At 69.9% G+C, this 16515-nt stretch carries 13 protein-coding genes and 1 tRNA gene; 4 read left to right on the top strand and 10 right to left on the bottom strand.

All coding sequences use genetic code 11. The annotated features are described in order from the left end of the window. Nucleotides 1-632 precede the first annotated feature (632 nt). Nucleotides 633-1730, top strand: a complete 1098-nt coding sequence (locus ACFZDC_RS05530; protein WP_391320368.1) for a tetratricopeptide repeat protein — start codon at nucleotides 633-635, stop codon at nucleotides 1728-1730. A 623-nt stretch (nucleotides 1731-2353) separates the two neighbouring features. Here the strand turns inward: ACFZDC_RS05530 and ACFZDC_RS05525 are convergent. Both ACFZDC_RS05525 and dcd read right to left on the bottom strand, forming a co-directional pair. Then, nucleotides 2354-2863 carry a phosphoribosyltransferase family protein gene (locus ACFZDC_RS05525; RefSeq protein ID WP_391320366.1) on the bottom strand — a complete coding sequence of 170 codons (510 nt, stop codon included), beginning with the start codon at nucleotides 2861-2863 and terminating at the stop codon, nucleotides 2354-2356. Between the two features lie 10 nt (nucleotides 2864-2873). Then, entirely contained in the window at nucleotides 2874-3449 is a 576-nt protein-coding gene (gene dcd, locus ACFZDC_RS05520) for a dCTP deaminase (RefSeq protein WP_391320364.1), read from the bottom strand. A 535-nt stretch (nucleotides 3450-3984) separates the two neighbouring features. Here dcd and ACFZDC_RS05515 point away from each other — a divergent pair. Then, nucleotides 3985-4058, top strand: a tRNA-Gly gene (locus ACFZDC_RS05515). A 592-nt stretch (nucleotides 4059-4650) separates the two neighbouring features. Here the strand turns inward: ACFZDC_RS05515 and ACFZDC_RS05510 are convergent. The 6 genes from ACFZDC_RS05510 to ACFZDC_RS05485 form a co-directional block, all read right to left on the bottom strand. Further along, nucleotides 4651-6051: a protein kinase gene (locus ACFZDC_RS05510; RefSeq protein WP_391320362.1), complete on the bottom strand. Its 1401-nt coding sequence runs from the start codon at nucleotides 6049-6051 to the stop codon at nucleotides 4651-4653. A 319-nt stretch (nucleotides 6052-6370) separates the two neighbouring features. Next, nucleotides 6371-6535: a hypothetical protein gene (locus tag ACFZDC_RS05505; RefSeq protein ID WP_391320360.1), complete on the bottom strand. Its 165-nt coding sequence runs from the start codon at nucleotides 6533-6535 to the stop codon at nucleotides 6371-6373. 749 nt (nucleotides 6536-7284) lie between these two features. Then, nucleotides 7285-8343, bottom strand: a complete 1059-nt coding sequence (locus tag ACFZDC_RS05500; RefSeq protein WP_391320358.1) for a fatty acid desaturase — start codon at nucleotides 8341-8343, stop codon at nucleotides 7285-7287. A gap of 19 nt (nucleotides 8344-8362) precedes the next feature. Continuing rightward, nucleotides 8363-9487, bottom strand: a complete 1125-nt coding sequence (locus ACFZDC_RS05495) for an FAD-binding oxidoreductase (RefSeq protein WP_391320356.1) — start codon at nucleotides 9485-9487, stop codon at nucleotides 8363-8365. Nucleotides 9488-10123: 636 nt separating this feature from the next. After that, nucleotides 10124-10831 (bottom strand): hypothetical protein, encoded by a 708-nt coding sequence (locus tag ACFZDC_RS05490; RefSeq protein WP_391320354.1) that lies wholly within the window; start codon nucleotides 10829-10831, stop codon nucleotides 10124-10126. Then, complete coding sequence (locus ACFZDC_RS05485; RefSeq protein WP_391320352.1) at nucleotides 10821-11339, bottom strand: SigE family RNA polymerase sigma factor; 519 nt, start codon at nucleotides 11337-11339, stop codon at nucleotides 10821-10823. The genes ACFZDC_RS05490 and ACFZDC_RS05485 overlap by 11 nt, the downstream gene beginning before the upstream one ends. A 190-nt stretch (nucleotides 11340-11529) precedes the next feature. Here ACFZDC_RS05485 and ACFZDC_RS05480 point away from each other — a divergent pair, with 190 nt between their 5' ends. Both ACFZDC_RS05480 and ACFZDC_RS05475 read left to right on the top strand, forming a co-directional pair. Beyond that, complete coding sequence (locus ACFZDC_RS05480; RefSeq protein ID WP_391320350.1) at nucleotides 11530-12681, top strand: sigma factor-like helix-turn-helix DNA-binding protein; 1152 nt, start codon at nucleotides 11530-11532, stop codon at nucleotides 12679-12681. A gap of 62 nt (nucleotides 12682-12743) precedes the next feature. Then, a complete protein-coding gene (locus ACFZDC_RS05475) occupies nucleotides 12744-14585 on the top strand; it encodes a transglycosylase domain-containing protein (RefSeq protein ID WP_391320348.1) in 1842 nt (613 codons plus the stop codon). 317 nt (nucleotides 14586-14902) lie between these two features. Here the strand turns inward: ACFZDC_RS05475 and ACFZDC_RS05470 are convergent, their stop codons facing one another. Next, a complete protein-coding gene (locus ACFZDC_RS05470) occupies nucleotides 14903-15595 on the bottom strand; it encodes a hypothetical protein (protein ID WP_391320346.1) in 693 nt (230 codons plus the stop codon). Between the two features lie 138 nt (nucleotides 15596-15733). Next, the gene (locus tag ACFZDC_RS05465; RefSeq protein WP_391320344.1) at nucleotides 15734-16471 is read right to left on the bottom strand and encodes a hypothetical protein; all 738 of its coding nucleotides are present in this window, start codon (nucleotides 16469-16471) and stop codon (nucleotides 15734-15736) included. Nucleotides 16472-16515: the final 44 nt, after the last annotated feature.

Genomic DNA, 16515 nt, shown 5'->3' with positions numbered 1-16515 from the left:
GCTGTCTGACGCAGAGGTCAGAGGTGCCACACGGAGTGCGGCGGCGCCGGCCGGACGCCGCCGCGCTTGCCCCTCCATGTCTACGCCACCGGGGCCGCACGTCGTCGCCCGCCCGCGCCCACAAGGGGGCGAAAAGAACCAGGCCGGGGGTGGGGACGGACGGCTCCACGGCTTTACCCACACTCCCCGATTCGGGACCCGCGTCGAGCAAGACCAGGGGGCCACTCGGACACATTGCGGGCAGGGGTGAAACCTGCCCGAGCAGCCGGCAAGCGTACGGCCCCCTGATCATGCACGACCCCAAACCGGGCAGGACACCGGCCAAAGCCGCTCCACCGACCTCTGTCTGTCGCGACGAAGTCGGCCCGGATGTACTGCTGTGACCTGAGCCGGCTTGATTGAGTGAGATGGCGAGGCGGCCGGCAATCTCGGCCCCTTACGTACGTCCGCCAGACGGGCGAATGTGTCATCCGGTTGGGGGGGGCCGGTACCGGACCGGTTGCCGCGCTTCGTATTTCGCTGATCACTGAGAGTGTCAGCATGAACGGGTTGCACCGCCCTGGCCACGCCGTTGCTCGACAACGGAGGAACAGGCAGTCGGGGCGGGAGCGCGCGACGCCCCTGGAGAGACCATGAGCTATCAGCAGGACCTTACTATCTGCCGCGAGCTCGGCGAACGCCACGGCGAAGGCCGGGCGCTGAACAGTCTCGGCACTGCGCTGCAGCAGGTGCGGCAGTTCGACGAGGCCATAGCGACCCACCAGCAGGACCTCCTTATCTGCCGCGAGCTCGGCGAACGCCACGGCGAAGCCCAGGCCCTGAACAACCTCGGCACCGCCCTGCAGCAGGTGCGGCGGTTCGACGAGGCCATCGACGCCCACCAACAGGCCGCCGCCCGTTTCACCGAACTCGGCGACCACCACCGTGAAGCCCAGGCCCTGAACAACCTCGGCACCGCCCTGCAGCAGGTGCGGCGGTTCGACGAGGCCATCGACGCCCACCAACATGCCGCCACCCGTTTCACCGAACTCGGCGACCACCACCGCGAAGGCCAGGCCCTGAACAACGTCGGCAGCGCCCTGCAGCAGGTGCGGCGGTTCGACGAGGCCATCGACGCCCACCAACAGGCCGCCGCCCTTTTCACCGAACTCGGCGACCACCACGGCGAAGGCCAGGCCCTGAACAACCTCGGCACCGCCCTGCAGCAGGTGCGGCGGTTCGACGAGGCCATCGACGCCCACCAACAGGCCGCCACCCTTTTCACCGAACTCGGCGACCACCACCGCGAAGCCCAGGCCCTGAACAACCTCGGCACCGCCCTCCAGCAGGTGCGGCGGTTCCACGAGGCCATCGACGCCCACCAGCAGGCCGCCGCCCTTTTCACCGAACTCGGCGACCACGACGGCGAAGGCCAGGCCCTGAACAACCTCGGCACCGCCCTGCAGCAGGTGCGGCGGTTCGACGAGGCCATCGACGCCCACCAACATGCCGCCGCCCTTTTCATCGAATTCGGCGACCACGACGGCGAAGGCCGGGCCCTGAACAATTCCGGCACCGCCGTGCAGCAGCGGGGCCTATGGCGGGTGCTCACCGGCAGGGGTCGTGGCGATCGGGTACACCCGTCTGCTGCAGATGCTCCAGTGCCTGCGGAACTCGCTCCAACGCCGTACGTCCCTGCGCTCCCATCCGCGGCCCAGGTGCCGCCGGCGTACATGGACATCGACGATTGACACCAACAGCAGCACACACCGCCGGTAGGTCAAATGACCTGCAGCGCGGCAGGCGGGGCTGATCGCAGCCCTCTCGATCAAGCCAGCGGTGGAAACTCTCGACTCGGTGGGCAGACCGCTCATGCCTGCCCAGGTCAGAAGCCGCAGGCGTCGAAGGACCGCAGGTGGCACCCTCAAAACCAGGGCACGAAGTAGGCCAACGCGGCGGCCGAGGGCCAGCCAGCCACGTGCCGTGCAGATTCTGTGCGGACACGTGGCGTCTCGATCTGAGGATGAGACATAGCCCTACGTCTCGTCACTACCGCCTCGCATTGCCGAAAATAGCTGGAAAGGGATAGTTTCGCGGCAGGTAGAAGTACTAACCTCGTACATTTGTCGTTCGTGTGTCCGGGTTGACGGACGGGCGCCTTCCGGCAAATGCGCGGCTAAGCCAGCCTTCTGGAGCGGGCCCACGCCGTCGAAGTAGAGCAGCCGAACCACCCGGGTGGAGCGAGCCCTTGAGGCTGTGGACGCGCTACAGCTCTCGCTCATCCCCATCGACGGGGGAAAGCCCATCGAGGACTTCCTGATCCACGTCCGCGGCTCCGAGGCCAGCTTTCGCTACTGAGGCGAATATGCGCAGGTCAGAGAGCTTCTTTCGAGGGTGTGATCAGCTCGCCGGACTTACGTACTACAGGCAAGACACTCCACGGGAAGTTGATCCACTCGTCGGTCCGCCTCCACACGTACTCGCACTTCACGAGGGAGTGGGACTTCTCGTAGATCACGGCGGAGCGCACCTCGGCGACGGTGTCGAGGCAGAAGTCGCGCACGAGCTTGAGGGTCTTGCCGGTGTCCGCGACGTCGTCGGTGATGAGCACCTTCTTGTCGGAGAAGTCGATGACGTTCGGGACCGGGGCGAGCATGACGGGCATCTCGAGGGTCGTTCCCACACCGGTGTAGAACTCGACGTTTACGAGATGGATGTTCTTGCAGTCCAGGGCGTAGGCGAGCCCGCCGGCGACGAACACACCCCCGCGCGCGATGCTCAGCACGATGTCGGGCTCGTACCCGTCGTCGGCAATGGTCTGCGCCAGCTCGCGGACGGCGGCACCGAACCGCTCGTAGGTCAGATTCTCACGCACGTCGCTCATGCGGTCGCCCTCACACCTGGGTCCGGTGGAAGTTCAGGAAGGACCGGGAGGCGGTCGGCCCGCGCTGGCCCTGGTACCGGGAGCCGTAGCGCTCACTGCCGTAGGGGTGCTCGGCGGGCGAGGTCAGCCGGAACATGCACAGCTGGCCGATCTTCATGCCGGGCCAGAGCTTGATCGGCAGGGTGGCGAGGTTGGACAGCTCAAGGGTCACGTGGCCGCTGAACCCCGGGTCGATGAACCCGGCGGTGGAGTGGGTGACGAGCCCGAGCCGCCCGAGCGAGCTCTTCCCCTCGAGCCGCGAGGCGAGGTCGTCAGGGAGTGTGATGACCTCGTAAGTCGAGGCGAGCACGAACTCCCCGGGGTGCAGGATGAACGGCTCGTCGCCCTCGGGCTCGACCAGCCGGGTCAGATCCGCCTGCTCGATCGAGGGATCGATGTGGGGGTACCGGTGGTTCTCGAACACACGGAAGAAACGGTCGAGACGCACGTCGATGCTCGACGGCTGCACCATGTATTCGTCGTAGGGATCGATGCGCACCCGACCGGCGTCGATCTCGGCCCGGATGTCCTTGTCTGAGAGAAGCACGTCCCGAGGATACGCAAGGCGCGCGGAGCCCCGACAATCGTGAGGGCTCCGCGCGCCTTCGGCCTACCGGCCCGCTACCGCTTCTCCAGGGCGACCGGCACCACACTGCGGAGCCGGGCACACCGTGGACACCTCACCAGCCGGCCGGGGCCGAGCCGCTCGGCCTGCTGCATCGGGAACGAAGCGGCGCTGAAGACGTGGCCGTCCGCGCAACGAACGACGGTGCCTTCCATCAAGTCCCTCAAGTCCCTCAAGTCCCTTCCCCAAGAGCCGCGTCCGGCTTACTGCCCTGACGACAAAAGCCACATTACGGGATCCAAGAGACGACCCTCCAGGCGGCACTCCGACCCCACCCGGACCCTCTCCCACCCCTCCACGGTACGCCCCAACTCGGTTCCCCCGCAGGGGGATCCCATGCCTCCTGGGTGCGCCCAACGCACACGGACCCCGCGGTCCGAGCACCGGGGGTCTGCGATGAGGTACAGTGAGCGAGCGTTCGGACATCGACTCCGCGAGGCCGATCCGTCCGTCTTACGCGGGTGTAGTTTAATGGTAGAACATCAGCTTCCCAAGCTGAGAGCGCGAGTTCGATTCTCGTCACCCGCTCCACATGAAACCCCCAGGCCAGAGGCCCGGGGGTTCTTTGTTGTCTAGACCGGTGAGCGGGGCGCGCACCACAACCGCACCATAAGGCCGCTGTCAGCTACCGGCGGGGCTTCTCGTTGTGGTGCGTGCGGTCGCCGTTGTGCTTCTTCGCACGCTCGGCATCCCCTCCGGCACGATGGACCGAACGACCACGTGCTGTACCCCCGGCGACCGAGCCTGAAGGATGCCCGCAGATCACAGCTGACGCTGCCGTCTTGAGGTGCACCGCATGATGGACAAAACCCCGGGCCTGCCCGGGGTGCGGCCGGCCCATGGAGTCCGGCGCTTCGTCCTCTCCAGGCGGGAGGACGACGGCCGGCGGGCCTGCCGGACGCTATGGAGGTGTACCGGTCGACATGTTCGGTGGCGCTGGGCCGACCGGCCGGATGAGCCCTTGGAGGCTTGTCCGATACCGGAGCTGTTCCGCCGACATCCAACCCTGACATCAGACCCAGGGCGGCGGCGGCACACAGCAGTCACGTATGGCATCGGTTCACCAGGCGCACCCCTCGAGGGTCGAGCATGTAATGACGCGGCGGGGTTTGGTCCTCGGCATCTAATGCGTCGGGCTTGGGCTGGGCGGTGTGCCGGTAGCCGCGCCGTCCTTCGAGGGCCTTGGTGATGGTGGCGCCGTGCCAGCGGTTGGCGTCGCCTCTGGTGTCGTCCGGCTCGGGCCAGTGGCCCCGGTTGGGGTCGGCGCGGATCGTGACGGTGGTGACGCCGGTCCGGGCGGCCTCGTGCTCGCGGGCGGTGCAGAGGTGCTTCGGCTCGAGTTTGGGCCAGCCGCCGGATAAGAGGCGTCGTGTGTCCTGGAGGCGGGCCGGGCATGAGATCCGGTTGGCGCGGTCGCAGGGTGGGGCGCGCCGAATGTCCTGGAGGGGGGTTGAGCGTCGTGAGATCGGGTGGGTGGGAGGGTACCGGGTCCGCTCTTGGCAGTCGCCGTGCCGGAGGGCGGGTGCGTGGGGGTTGCGGCGGGCGTCGCTGCTGCACGGTCGCCGGTTCCGCCAGTGCCCGATGTGGCGGCGAGGGTTGCGCCCAGGGCCACGGAGAGGGCCAGGGCCGTGCCCACTGCCAGGCGACGGCTGTGGCGGGTGCCGCCGGGGAGGTTGCGCCGGGTGGTCGCCGCCTCCTGAGACCGTATGTGCTCCTCCGCTCCGGGGTGAGCGGCCGGCGGCGTCGGAAGGCGCGCCGTGGAGGGTGCCGAGAGCGGCAGGGGGTATGAAACGGATCCGGCGTGCCGGGAGGCGAGGGCCTTTGCGCACTGCTCGGCGTCCGGGCGGGCCTCGGGGTCCTGGGCGGTCATGGCCCGCAGCAGGGCCGCGAGGTCCGAGGGGAGCCAGGTGGGGACTTCGGGTGGGCGGTGGAGGCGGGCGACTGTCGCTTCCAAGGGGGTGCCCTGGTACTCCAGTTCACCTTTCAGGCACTCCAGCAGGACCAGGCCGAGCGCGTAGACGTCGGCGGCCGGCTCGATCCGCCTGCCCTCAACCTGCTCCGGTGCCAGATAGGCGGCGGTGCCTATCAGCACGTCCGGTGCCGTGTGGCGGGTTGCATCGGTCAGGCGTGCGATGCCGAAATCGGCAAGGTGAGGATCACCGGCCGCATCGAGGAGGATGTTCGACGGTTTGATGTCTCGGTGCACGACGCCGGCCTGGTGGACATAGGTCAGCGCCTGCGCGAGGGCGGTGCCCATATCCACCACACGCCGCTCAGGCAGCGCTCCGCACGCCAAAAGGCCGCGTAGCGTGGGGCCCTTGAGCAGTTGCATGACCAGGTAGGTACGGTCGTCGTGGCGGCCGGCGTCGTAAACGGTGACCAGTCCCGGGTGCTGCAGGCGGCCCAGAAGGACGGCCTCCGCGGTGAGACTGTCCTCCGTCTGCGGGTCCGGGCCGGGCCGGAAGACCTTGACGGCCACGGGCCGCCGAAGGCGCGTGTCGACGCCCTCGTAGACGTCGGCCATACCTCCGGACCCGATGCGCGTGCCCAACCGGTAGCGGCCGGCGAGGACTTCGGCGGGCTGCTCATCCGCTGGAACCGGCGCGGGCGTCGGCGGAGCTGCTGATTGGTGGGCCTTCATCTGGTTCTCCGTTGCTGTCACCGCGTACCGGATTCGGCCATGGGCCATGCTGCGAGGCGGGTACCCCCAGCCCGTGTCAGATATCCGGACCCAGTCGGCGCAGCGACGAAAACGTCCCCACTTCCCCCGTGGCTGGTGCGTTGCGCGGCAGGTCAGGCAAGCTGCCAACCGGACAGCTGGTCGTCGTCGCCGACCTCCGCCGTCAGCCGCTTGCCGGCAGATCACTGACCGGTACGCCGACAGCCGTGGCGATTTCGGCCGCCGGGTAGCGGGCGGGCTCTGCGCGCTCCTCGGGCGGGACGTCGGCGACGATCTCGGCCTGGTCGCCGAAGGTCAGCAGGACCTGGGCAGCCACGCGCTCGCTCACTTCGTCTCCTCGGTTGTCTTCGTGCCGCACTGAGCGGGTGGCTGGTGCTCGCTGTCGTCGGGGCCGTTGCATGCGCTGATGAGCAGCCGCCCCGAGACAAAATGGCCACACGCGTGATGTGGCCGCCACCGTCCCAGTTTCCGTCTCATTCAGCCTCGTTCACGACGGTCCAGGTGGGAGTCGAAGCCCCACCGGTATCGGCATCCGGCCGCGCATGAACGCAGGTGAAAGCCCCCGAACGCACCCCACGACCCCACCACCACAGTTGGAAAGCGTGTTGGCCAGGTGGTGAGGGGGGTGGGGTCTGCGGCCTGCAACATAGTCCCGAGGTGGCTCCCGGGGACCTTTATGCCCACCCCCCTTGACCGCGGACCTCGAAGGTTCTCTGACCGGTCTCACTCCACCCGGCAAGCTAGCGGGGGGCACTGACAACGGCCTGGCGGCAGGGAGTTGCGGTACAACAGCGAAGTACAGCGACCCCAGCGACGAGTGCCGAGTGGTCCGCGTCGGCGGCGAACTGGACCTGATCACCGCGCCGGGCTTCGCTCGGGCTCTGGTCAAGGGCGGGTTGGCCGAGCGCCGGCACACCCCGGTGGACGACGCCTTCGCAGCGTTCCGCTCCTACGCGCGCCCCCACCGGCTGCGTCTGCCGGACCTCGCCGCCCGGATCGTCTCGGGCGGCTTTGACACCGTGGTCATCCCGGCCCCGAGCAGCCCGGTGCCCGCGGAGCCGACTGACCCGCGGCGGATCACGGCACCGCGTGCCGCACGACGCGGCCCCACATCGACATGTACTGCCGCCACAGCGGCCCGGTCACGTACGGGACGCCGTACTTCTCGCACAGCCGGCGCACCCGGGGGGCGATCTCGGCGTAGCGGTTGCTGGGCAGGTCAGGGAAGAGGTGGTGCTCGATCTGGTGGCCGAGGTTGCCGGACAGCACGTGGAGCACGAAGCCGCCCCCGAAGTCCGCCGAGCCCTGGATCTGGCGCAGATACCACTGGCCGCGGCTCTCGCCGTCGATGTCGTCCTCGGTGAAGGTTCGTACGTCGGAAGGGAAGTGGCCGCAGAAGATGACCGTGTGCGCCCAGATGTTGCGCAGGCCGTTGGCGGTGAGGTTGCCGAGCAGGCAGGGCAGCGCGGAGGGGCCCGCGAGCAGCGGGAAGAGGATGTAGTCCTTGGCGGACTGGCGCACCGCCTTGCGGCCCAGGTTCGCGATCTCGCCGAGGAAGGACCGCACGCTCTTGCGCCCGGCGACGACCGCGTCCGCCTCCAGGTCGTACAGAGCGATGCCCCACTCGAAGACGGGCGCGAGCAGGGCGGCGTACAGCGGCTGGAGCAGGTGGACCGGGCGCCAGGGCTGCTCGGGGCTCATGCGCAGGATGGTGTAGCCGAGGTCGCGGTCGCGGCCCACGACGTTGGTGTACGTGTGGTGCAGGTGGTTGTGGGTACGCTTCCAGGCGTCGGCGGGGCTGGCGAAGTCCCACTCCCAGGTCGTCGAGTGGATCGCTGGGTCGCCCATCCAGTCCCACTGGCCGTGCAGGACGTTGTGGCCCAGCTCCATGTTCTCCAGGATCTTGGCGACGGTGAGCATCGCCGTGCCCGCGCACCAGGCCGGCGGCAGCAGCGAGACGGCGAGCGCGAGCCGCCCGCCCGCCTCCAGCCCGCGCTGGACGGCGATCACCGTGCGGATGTAGCGGGCGTCGTCGGCCCCTCGCGTCGCGATGACTTCGGACCGGAGCCGGTCGAGCTCCTCTCCCAGCTCCTCGGTACGGTCGACAGGTTTCAGGGGATGGACGGTTGCGGTCACGGGAGCTCCTCGGGAGGTCCTAGACGTCGAGGACGAGCGGGCCTGTGGCTCCGTTGACACAGGTCTGGATCAACTCGCCGGGTTCACCGTGCACGTGGCCGGTACGCAGATCGCGGACCCGTCCGTCGACGAGCGGGACGAGGCAGCCGAAGCAGATCCCGCGGCGGCACCCGTACGGCATCGGCACGCCCGCCGACTCGCCGGTCTCCAACAGGGGAACGGACGCGGGCGACTCGGCCGCCACGCCACTGCGCCCGAACCGCACCCGGCCACCGGACTCGCCGGCGGCGGGTGCGGGCGGCACCGCCGGGCGGAAGCTCTCCACGTGCAACCGCTCCTGCGCCCCTTTCCTCCGCGCCATGTGCTCGCGCACGACGTCGAGCAGGCCCGCCGGACCGCAGGCCCAGGTCTCGCGGCCCAGCCGGTCCGGGCAGAGTGCGCCGATGTCCCGGACGGTGAGCCGGCCGGCGGTGCGCGTGTACCGCAGATGCAGGCGCAGCCACGGCACCCGGGCTGCCAGCCCCGCGAGTTCGGCACGGAACAGACACGCGTCCGGGCCGGGCGCACTGTGCAGAAGTACGACATCCGGGGCCGGACCCGAGCGGCCGGCGAGCGTGCGCAGCATCCCCATCACCGGGGTGATGCCGCTGCCGGCCGTCACGAACAACATCCGGGCGGGCGGCGGGTCCGGCAACACGAACTCCCCCTGTGGGGGCCCGAGTCGCAGGACAGTGCCGGGCGGAGCGCGGTGCACCAGGTACGGCGACACCTTCCCGCGCGGGTCCGCCTTGACCGTGATCGTCACGTCGCCGCCCGGCGCGTCCGGAGCCGACGTGAGCGAGTACGTACGCCAGTGCCATACGCCGTCCAGCTCCCCACCGACCGGGACGTACTGTCCGGACCGGTGGCCTGCCCACCCTCGCCCCGGCCGGATCACCAGTGTGGATGCGTCCGCCGTCTCGGGCCGCACGGCGGCCACCACGCCCGCCGGATGCCGCGCGGACAGCAGGGGATCGACGAGACCGAGGTAGTCGTCCGGCGAGAGCGGAGTGGTCAGCCAGCCCAGACCGGTGAGGATCCGGCCGGGAAGAGCCGGGGACCTCAGCGAAAGAGGAAACCAATGCGGAAGTGCGAAGGCAGGCATGCACAGGCCCTTCCGGGGGACGCCGGGACGGGATCACGACAGAGAACCACGCCGGGGTTCCGGTCCCGGGGCACAGGGAAGCGATCCCGCCAGCGGTCCCTCCGCTCCCACCTGGCAGGACGCACGCGGCCGGAACGGGCATCGGCGCCGGTGCGGGCCGTGGACTGGAAGGACGGCGAGGACGGGTGCGGGGGCGGAATGAGCCCGAACGACCGGATCGAACCGGTCACGCCAGACATCCGCAGGGTGGAAGTTCCGCAGTCCAGGCAGCCGCATCCGGTTACCGAACGCCCGGCGCGCGGAGCGGCCGGCCCGCGCGGGCCATCGTGTCCTTGAGGGTGGAGGGTGTGAGGGTGTGCCCGGTGTGACGGAGGTCGGAGAAGGGCCGCGCCGCGGAGGGGACCGCGGGCTTCTGCCGTCCCGCGCCAAGGGCCCGCTTCGCCGGCAGGGCTTGCACTCGCCGATGCACCTGATGCACCTGATGCGCCTGATGCGCCTGATGCAGCTGATGCGGCGGAACCGTGAGAGGGCCGGGCCCGGCACTTCGAAGGGCGGCGGCAAGCAGGGCGGGGCCCAGCGCACCGACGGCAGCCCCACCGGCGCCGTTCCGCTCACTGTCGGCACCCGTCCCTACGTCTACGACAACCCGTGCAGCCGGCACTTCCTCGTCAACAGCGAATCCGAGCAGGATGCGGTGCCGGTGTCCGAGAGGACGCTGCCGGTCGTCGCGTCCTCGTAGAACCACTTGGCGTCGGCCTGGTCCAGTGCGATCCAGCCGCTGCTGGTGTCGTACTTGCGGATGCCCTTCACGTTGTGGGAGAGGGCCGTGCCGACGTAGACCGGCTTGTTCTTGGCGTCGCGCAGTTCGACCGCGTACGAGACCACCGCGTTGTAGCGGGTGCCGTCGGTCCGGTTGACGGTCAGGACTTTGACGGCGTGCTTCTTGTACACGGTCAGCGGCCCCTTGAGCGCGGAGTTCCTGTCCCAGCCCAAGAGCATCGGCATCACCCTGACCCCGACGGTCAGCGTGCGCCGACCGAGGTCGATCGTGCCGGCGACGGGCACGGCCACGGCGGGGGATGACAGGGCAGCGGAAGCGGCAGGGGGAGCCGGGACCGCGGGTGGGACAGTCGGGACCTGACGTCGGGTCCCGTCCTGCGCGGAGTCCAGGGTCAGCGCGAAGGCCACCATGGCGAGGGCCGCCGCACACGCGCCCAGCGTGCCTGCCGCGCGGCGGCGCGCACGGCGCACGGCACGGCCGCGGATCTCGGCGCCGGTGAGGATCGGAGGAGTCTCGTGTTCCGCGGCGAACTCGTGGAGCACTGCGGAGAGTTCATCCGACACGGCCGTCCTCCTTCCGAGCCGCTCCGCCTGCTGTCTCGTCCACGGCCAGATGCTTCGCCAGTGCCACCCGCCCCCGGGACAACCTGGCCTTGACCGTCCCCACCGGTACACCTGTCTCGGAGGCTACCTGCTCGACACTCAAGTCGCACAGATGGTGCAGGACGATCGCCATCCGCTGAGCCTTGGACAATTGGCGCAGCGCGGCGACAAGTGCCGGGCGATCGGGGCCGGGTCCCGGCGTGAACTCGGGCGGCGGCGTGCGGCGCACCAGTTCCAGCCAGCGCCTGGCCCGGCGCCAGCGGCTGACCGCCAGCCGCATGGCGACCGTGCGTATCCACGCCTCGGGCGCCTCGTCCGCGAGGAAGTCCTTGCGCCGGTTCCAGGCCCGTACGAACGCCTCCTGGACCACGTCCTGCGCCTCGACGCGATCCCCGGTGAACGCGGAAAGCTGGCCGGTCAGGCGGGGAAACGCCGCCGTGTAGAAAGCGTCGAACTCGTCCTCGGTCATGGCCCCACCGGAGTCTTGGAATTCCCGTGCAACCTGGCCGCCCCCGCCGTGCGTACAGGTCCCGTAGGTCGCGGACATCGAAGCACAACCCACGGGAAAGACGATGAACACGAGTTTCAGGATCCATAGGCCCTCAATCGCGAGCCGTCGTCGACGACGACGGCCGGCCGTCCGACCCGACCGAGGCTCCATGACTCCACGGCTCCGCGACTGCGTGGAAGGCCACCCTCTGCACCCGCAGCCGTACCGGAGGACCGTCGAAGTGCCGCATCCCCACCATGACTTCGCCGCATACGCGCATGCGAGCTGGCCCCGGCTGGTTGCCACCGCGCATCTGCTCTCCGGCGACCCCCGCGAGGCGACGGAGCTGGTGCGGAACACACTGGTGCGGGTGCGTGCGCGGTGGCGACGGATACCGCGGGACGACGTGGACTTCCATGTACGGCGCTCCCTCGTCAAGGGTCATCTGCGCCGGGCCCGCCGCCGGAAGGCCCCGCCCCACGAGGCATGGGGGGCCCTGTCCGCACGGCAGCGGGTGGTGCTCGTGATGCTGCACTGGGAGGGTCTGGGCGAGGTGGAGATCGCCCAGCTGCTCGGTTGCTCGGCCGGCGCGGTGAGGAGCCGTGCCCGGCGTGGACTGGCGGCCTGCGGGGGCGACCCGGAGCAGCTTCGCGGGCTCTTCGCCGAGGCCGCCGAGGGCGCGTTGGGTGTCGTGCCGTTCGCCGTGCCGCTCGAGACCGTCGAACGGCGGGGCCGGTCCCTGCGCCGCCGCCGGATCGGCGTGGCCGCGGCCTTCTGCGCGCTGCTGCTCGTCCCGTCGGCCGTCTTCGCGTTCGGCCGGATCGGGAGCGGCACTGCGGACGGGTCGGGCGCCCGGGTGGCCGGCGTGGCGTCGAGCCCCATTCGGATCGTGGCGCCCGGCGAACGGGTGGAGACCGTGCCGGGGGTGCGGGTCTGGCTGACCGCCGAGGGCATGCACTGGTCGACACCGCAGCGGTCCAACCAGTTTCGCGGCCTGAGCGAGGACACCGCCGACGACGGCGCCGAGCGGGGGAAGCCGAGTGTCTCGGCCCTGCTGGAACCGGTGAACAGCGCGTACTTCATGTCGGGCATGTACCACGGCCTCTCCACCGACCCGAGTCGCGTCGAGGTCTCCGTCGGCGGCGCCACGGTCACCGGCACGGTCCTCACGCTGGCGGGCGGCCCGGGCTGGGGCGTCTGGTATACGCGCGCTCCACTGTCGTCGGCGGAGTTGAAGGCGAGCGTCGCCGCGGGCGGTCCGACCGTCACGGTGTACGACGCGGCCGGCAAGGCCGTCGCGCGGTCCGGCGCCGGCGGGTGAGGCGCCCGATGCCCAGGAATCACCCCCCGCTCGCGGCGCCCGACTCCGCTGAAAGGCCCCCCTTGCACGAATCACCTGCGGCTCAGGAAACGTCCGCCCAGAAAACGTCCGTTCAGGAAACGGCCGTCGCTCAGGACGAGCCGCCCGTCACGAACCAGCCGTGTCCGAGCGGTCGCGCGCGGCGTTCGAAACGCACGGCCGGCTCGCACCGCTCCCACCCACGCGTCCCGCTCCGTCTCCGCCTCCGCCGTACCCGGCGCCGTCGGCTGCGCCGGCTGATCATCGCCTTCCTGGCGCTGATCGCGGCACTGTGCACGGCGGCTGTCGTCGCGTACCAGCTGACGGACATCCCCGAGCCGCACCCGGAGAACGTCACGCAAAGCACGGTCTTCACCGACGACAAGGGCTCCTATCTGGGCCGACGCGGTCCCGTCGACCGGCAGGAAGTGCCTCTGTCACAGGTCCCGCGGTACGTCCAGGACGCGGTGATCGCTGCCGAGAACCGCACCTTCCGCACGGACAACGGGGTCTCACCGCGCGCCATCGCCCGCGCGATGCTGGCCTCGCTGACCGGCGGCGAACGGCAGGGCGGGTCCACCATCACCCAGCAGTACGTGAAGAACGCGCTGCTGAGCCCGGAGCAGTCGCTGTCGCGCAAGGCACGCGAGGCACTGATCGCGATCAAGCTCGATCGCACCCGCTCCAAGGACGAGATCCTGGAGGGCTATCTCAACACGGTGTACTTCGGCCGGGGCTCCGCCGGCATCCAGGCGGCCGCGCGCAACTACTTCGACGTGGACACCCGCAACCTGACGGTCTCCCAGGGCGCCGCGCTGGCATCGATCGTCAACATCCCCTCGTACTACGAGAAGGCGGGCTCCGATCCGAAGGTGACCGCGAAGCTCAGGGACCGGTGGGAGTGGGTGCTCGACGCGATGGCGGCGAGCGGCAGCATCACGGCGAAGCAGCGCGCCGAGGCCGTGTTTCCCGCGTTCCGTTTCTATCCGCCGGGCACGACCGAGGGTCAGCGAGAGTACATGATCGACGTGGCCGCGAAGGAGGCCGCCGACCGGCTCGGCATCACGGAGGACCAGCTGGCGCGCGGCGGCTACACCGTGCGGACCACCTTCGATCTGGCGCTCCAGGACGCCACCACCGAGTCGGTGAAGGATCTCAAGGGCCGCAAGGGCACCCGGCTGCACACCGCCGTCGTGGCGATCGAGCCCGGCGACGGGGCGGTGCGGCTGCTGTACGGGGGGTCGGACTACGCCCGGCAGCCGTTCAACGACGCGGTGGACGGCGCGGTGGAGGCGGGGACGGCGCTGGAGCCCTTCGGCAAGGTCCGGCTCGGCGCCCCGCTGACCGCGCTGCGGAAGACAGCGGCGCCCACCCCGCTGAAGCTGGCCTCGGCGTACGCGACGGTGGCGGCGAAGGGCGTGTACGCGACCCCGTACACGGTCACGGAGATCATCCGGGACGGGCGGACGGTCTACACCGCGCGCCCCGACACACGGCGCGCGCTGAACGAGAAGGAGGCGTTCGTGGTGAACGCGACGATGTACGCATGGCCCGCCCTCGGGACCTCCGTCGCCCCGAGCACCGCGCAGACCTTCTTCACGGCCGGGGCGGGCGGCGGGATCACCCGCCGTACCGTGTGGTCCACGAGGCTGGACAGCCGGCTCGCCCTGACGGTCGTACTCTTCGCCGACCGGCCCGGAGAGAAGAAGGACACGACCGTGCCCGCTCAGTTGCCGGACAAGCCGGCGCCGACCGAGTCCGCGGAGGAGACTGCGGCGCAGATCTGGCAGCTGGCCACCGCAGGGGTGGGAGAGTCCCCCACGCCGGCGCCCGTGGCGGAAGAGGGCGAGGCCGCTCGTCCCCGTACCCGGGCTGCGCAGCGGTGAAGGAAGCGTCGCTCGGGCTCGCGCCCGACGAGCCAGGGCGACGCTCGGCCGGACACGCTCGTGTATCAGCGGAGGTTGCCGCGCCCGGAACGGGAGTACACCGACCTTGGGGCACCGGTCCCCGGCCGTCCAAGGGGCCGGTCCCAGCCGGCAGACAGCCTCGAACCTTCGGCGGGAGGCTTGTCCGATGACAGGTATGTGGAGCCACGCAGACCTGGCGGACGTGTCCTCGGACGGCGCAACGCCCCCCATCCCTCGCTGATGCGCGCCGCGGGGAATGGGGGGCACCGCAGGAAGTGCGCCGTGGCGCAGCAGGATCAGTCGGCCAGCCGGTTGATGGCAGCCGCAGCGATGCCTTCCATGTAGCCGGGGTCGTCGCTGGGCTGACCGGAGAGTTCGACGATGCCGAACCTGTGACCGCTACGGATCACCGCGACACCACCCGCAGCCTTGTTGCCGGCGCTGAAGGCCGGGTACCAACTGCCCTCGCCGGCCTTGACGGTGATGGCGTGTCCCTTGCCGTAGTGCCAGTGACCGGCCGGCTCGTCCTGGCAGCTGCGCACCAGCTCGTTGAGCCGCTTCTCGTACGAGGCCGCCGAGGTGGTGGAACCGTCTGCGACGGATTCGGTCAGCAGGGCGTCCTTGGCGTCGAAGGTCCAGGTCACTCCGGCATAGGCGCCGGCCTTCCCCTTGGTCAGCGCTCGCATCGTCTCCTCGCCGGAGCACGCCGAGAGAGCTTGCTTCCCGGTCATGTCCAAAGTCGCCCCGACCGGGGCCAGGCCCTGCTGGAAGAAGTCGTCACTCTGGATCAGGTTGTCGGAGCCGAGCCCGGGCGCGGCAAGAGCGGCGGGTGCGGCCGCCGACCGGCTCGGAGAGCTCGTGTCCGCGTCGGCGGCAGCCGAATGCGCGCCGATGCCGACCGCGAGCAGGGCAGCACCGACGCAGGCTGCCACTCCCCCGGTACGACCGCGACGCGAGAACTTCTTCCTGGCTGCCTTGTTGTCGAACATCTCATCCCCTGTGTGGTCACGATGTGGCTTGGGTTCTCGTACACCCAGGGAGATGCCGGGGGTACGGGAGATGTTGGACGGCAACCTGCCGCCACCGGTGTGATCCACGTCACCTCTGTCGGTGAGGTCGGCGTGGTCTCAGAGCTGTGTCACGGCCGCACGGACGATCCGCGTCATCGCGGCCGTGCCCAGGCAGGCATCAACCTCCAGGACCCCGTAGTGAGAGCCGTTGCGGAGTATGGCGATGCCTCCACACGGCTCCTTGCCGCGTGGTGCGGTCCCGGTGGTGTTCAGGTCGCCGTCGTAAGTACCCATCCAGTTCGCCGCGATACTCGGAGCGACATCCATCGTGTGGGTCGGGCCGTAGACCCAGTGGGTGGCCGGTTCGCTCTGGCACGGCACTTCCTCCAGCAGGAGGCGCTCGGCGAAGTTCTGGGCCAATGCCCGGCTCCGGGCGTCAGCGGCGACTTCGCGCGCGACCTGGTCGCTGATGTTCCGCGCCAGGGTGGGGTCGCTCTCGTCCGTGTCCCTGGTCGTCACCAACCCCCGGAAGTGGGCGTCCGATCCTCCCAGGGTGTCGCCGAGGGTCTTCTCTCCGGTGCAGGCCGCGTCGGCGTACCTACCGTCTCCGACACGATCCCGCACGTAGATGTGCTTGCGGAACCCGGCCTTCCTGAACTCGGCCGCTGCCAGCAAGTGCCGGTCCGTCATGGGTCCGCCGGCCGGCTTCGGCGTCGGGGAGCGGTGACCCGGCGAGGACGGCGCAGCGCCTGGCGGCACTGCCGGAGTGGAGCGAGCGGGCAGGACGAACCGGCCGGTCAGCAGGCCAAGCCCGATGGCTGCCGCCAGGATGACGACGATCGTCCGAGCTCGCACGGCAGCACCTCCCGGCTCCTACGCAAGCTGATGCCCGTTGAGAG

Origin of the sequence: Streptomyces sp. NPDC007905, from assembly GCF_042959345.1 — a bacterium.
GTDB lineage: Bacteria > Actinomycetota > Actinomycetes > Streptomycetales > Streptomycetaceae > Streptomyces.
This window is presented reverse-complemented; position numbering and strand designations above follow the sequence as displayed.

What these genes read in the sequence shown, in the direction of transcription:
- ACFZDC_RS05530 (WP_391320368.1), top strand. Translation starts at nt 633, where the DNA reads ATGAGCTATCAGCAGGACCTTACTATCTGCCGCGAGCTCGGCGAACGC.
- ACFZDC_RS05525 (WP_391320366.1), bottom strand. Translation starts at nt 2,863, where the DNA reads ATGAGCGACGTGCGTGAGAATCTGACCTACGAGCGGTTCGGTGCCGCC.
- ACFZDC_RS05510 (WP_391320362.1), bottom strand. Translation starts at nt 6,051, where the DNA reads ATGGCCGACGTCTACGAGGGCGTCGACACGCGCCTTCGGCGGCCCGTG.
- ACFZDC_RS05495 (WP_391320356.1), bottom strand. Translation starts at nt 9,487, where the DNA reads ATGCCTGCCTTCGCACTTCCGCATTGGTTTCCTCTTTCGCTGAGGTCC.
- ACFZDC_RS05485 (WP_391320352.1), bottom strand. Translation starts at nt 11,339, where the DNA reads ATGACCGAGGACGAGTTCGACGCTTTCTACACGGCGGCGTTTCCCCGC.
- ACFZDC_RS05480 (WP_391320350.1), top strand. Translation starts at nt 11,530, where the DNA reads ATGACTCCACGGCTCCGCGACTGCGTGGAAGGCCACCCTCTGCACCCG.
- ACFZDC_RS05470 (WP_391320346.1), bottom strand. Translation starts at nt 15,595, where the DNA reads ATGTTCGACAACAAGGCAGCCAGGAAGAAGTTCTCGCGTCGCGGTCGT.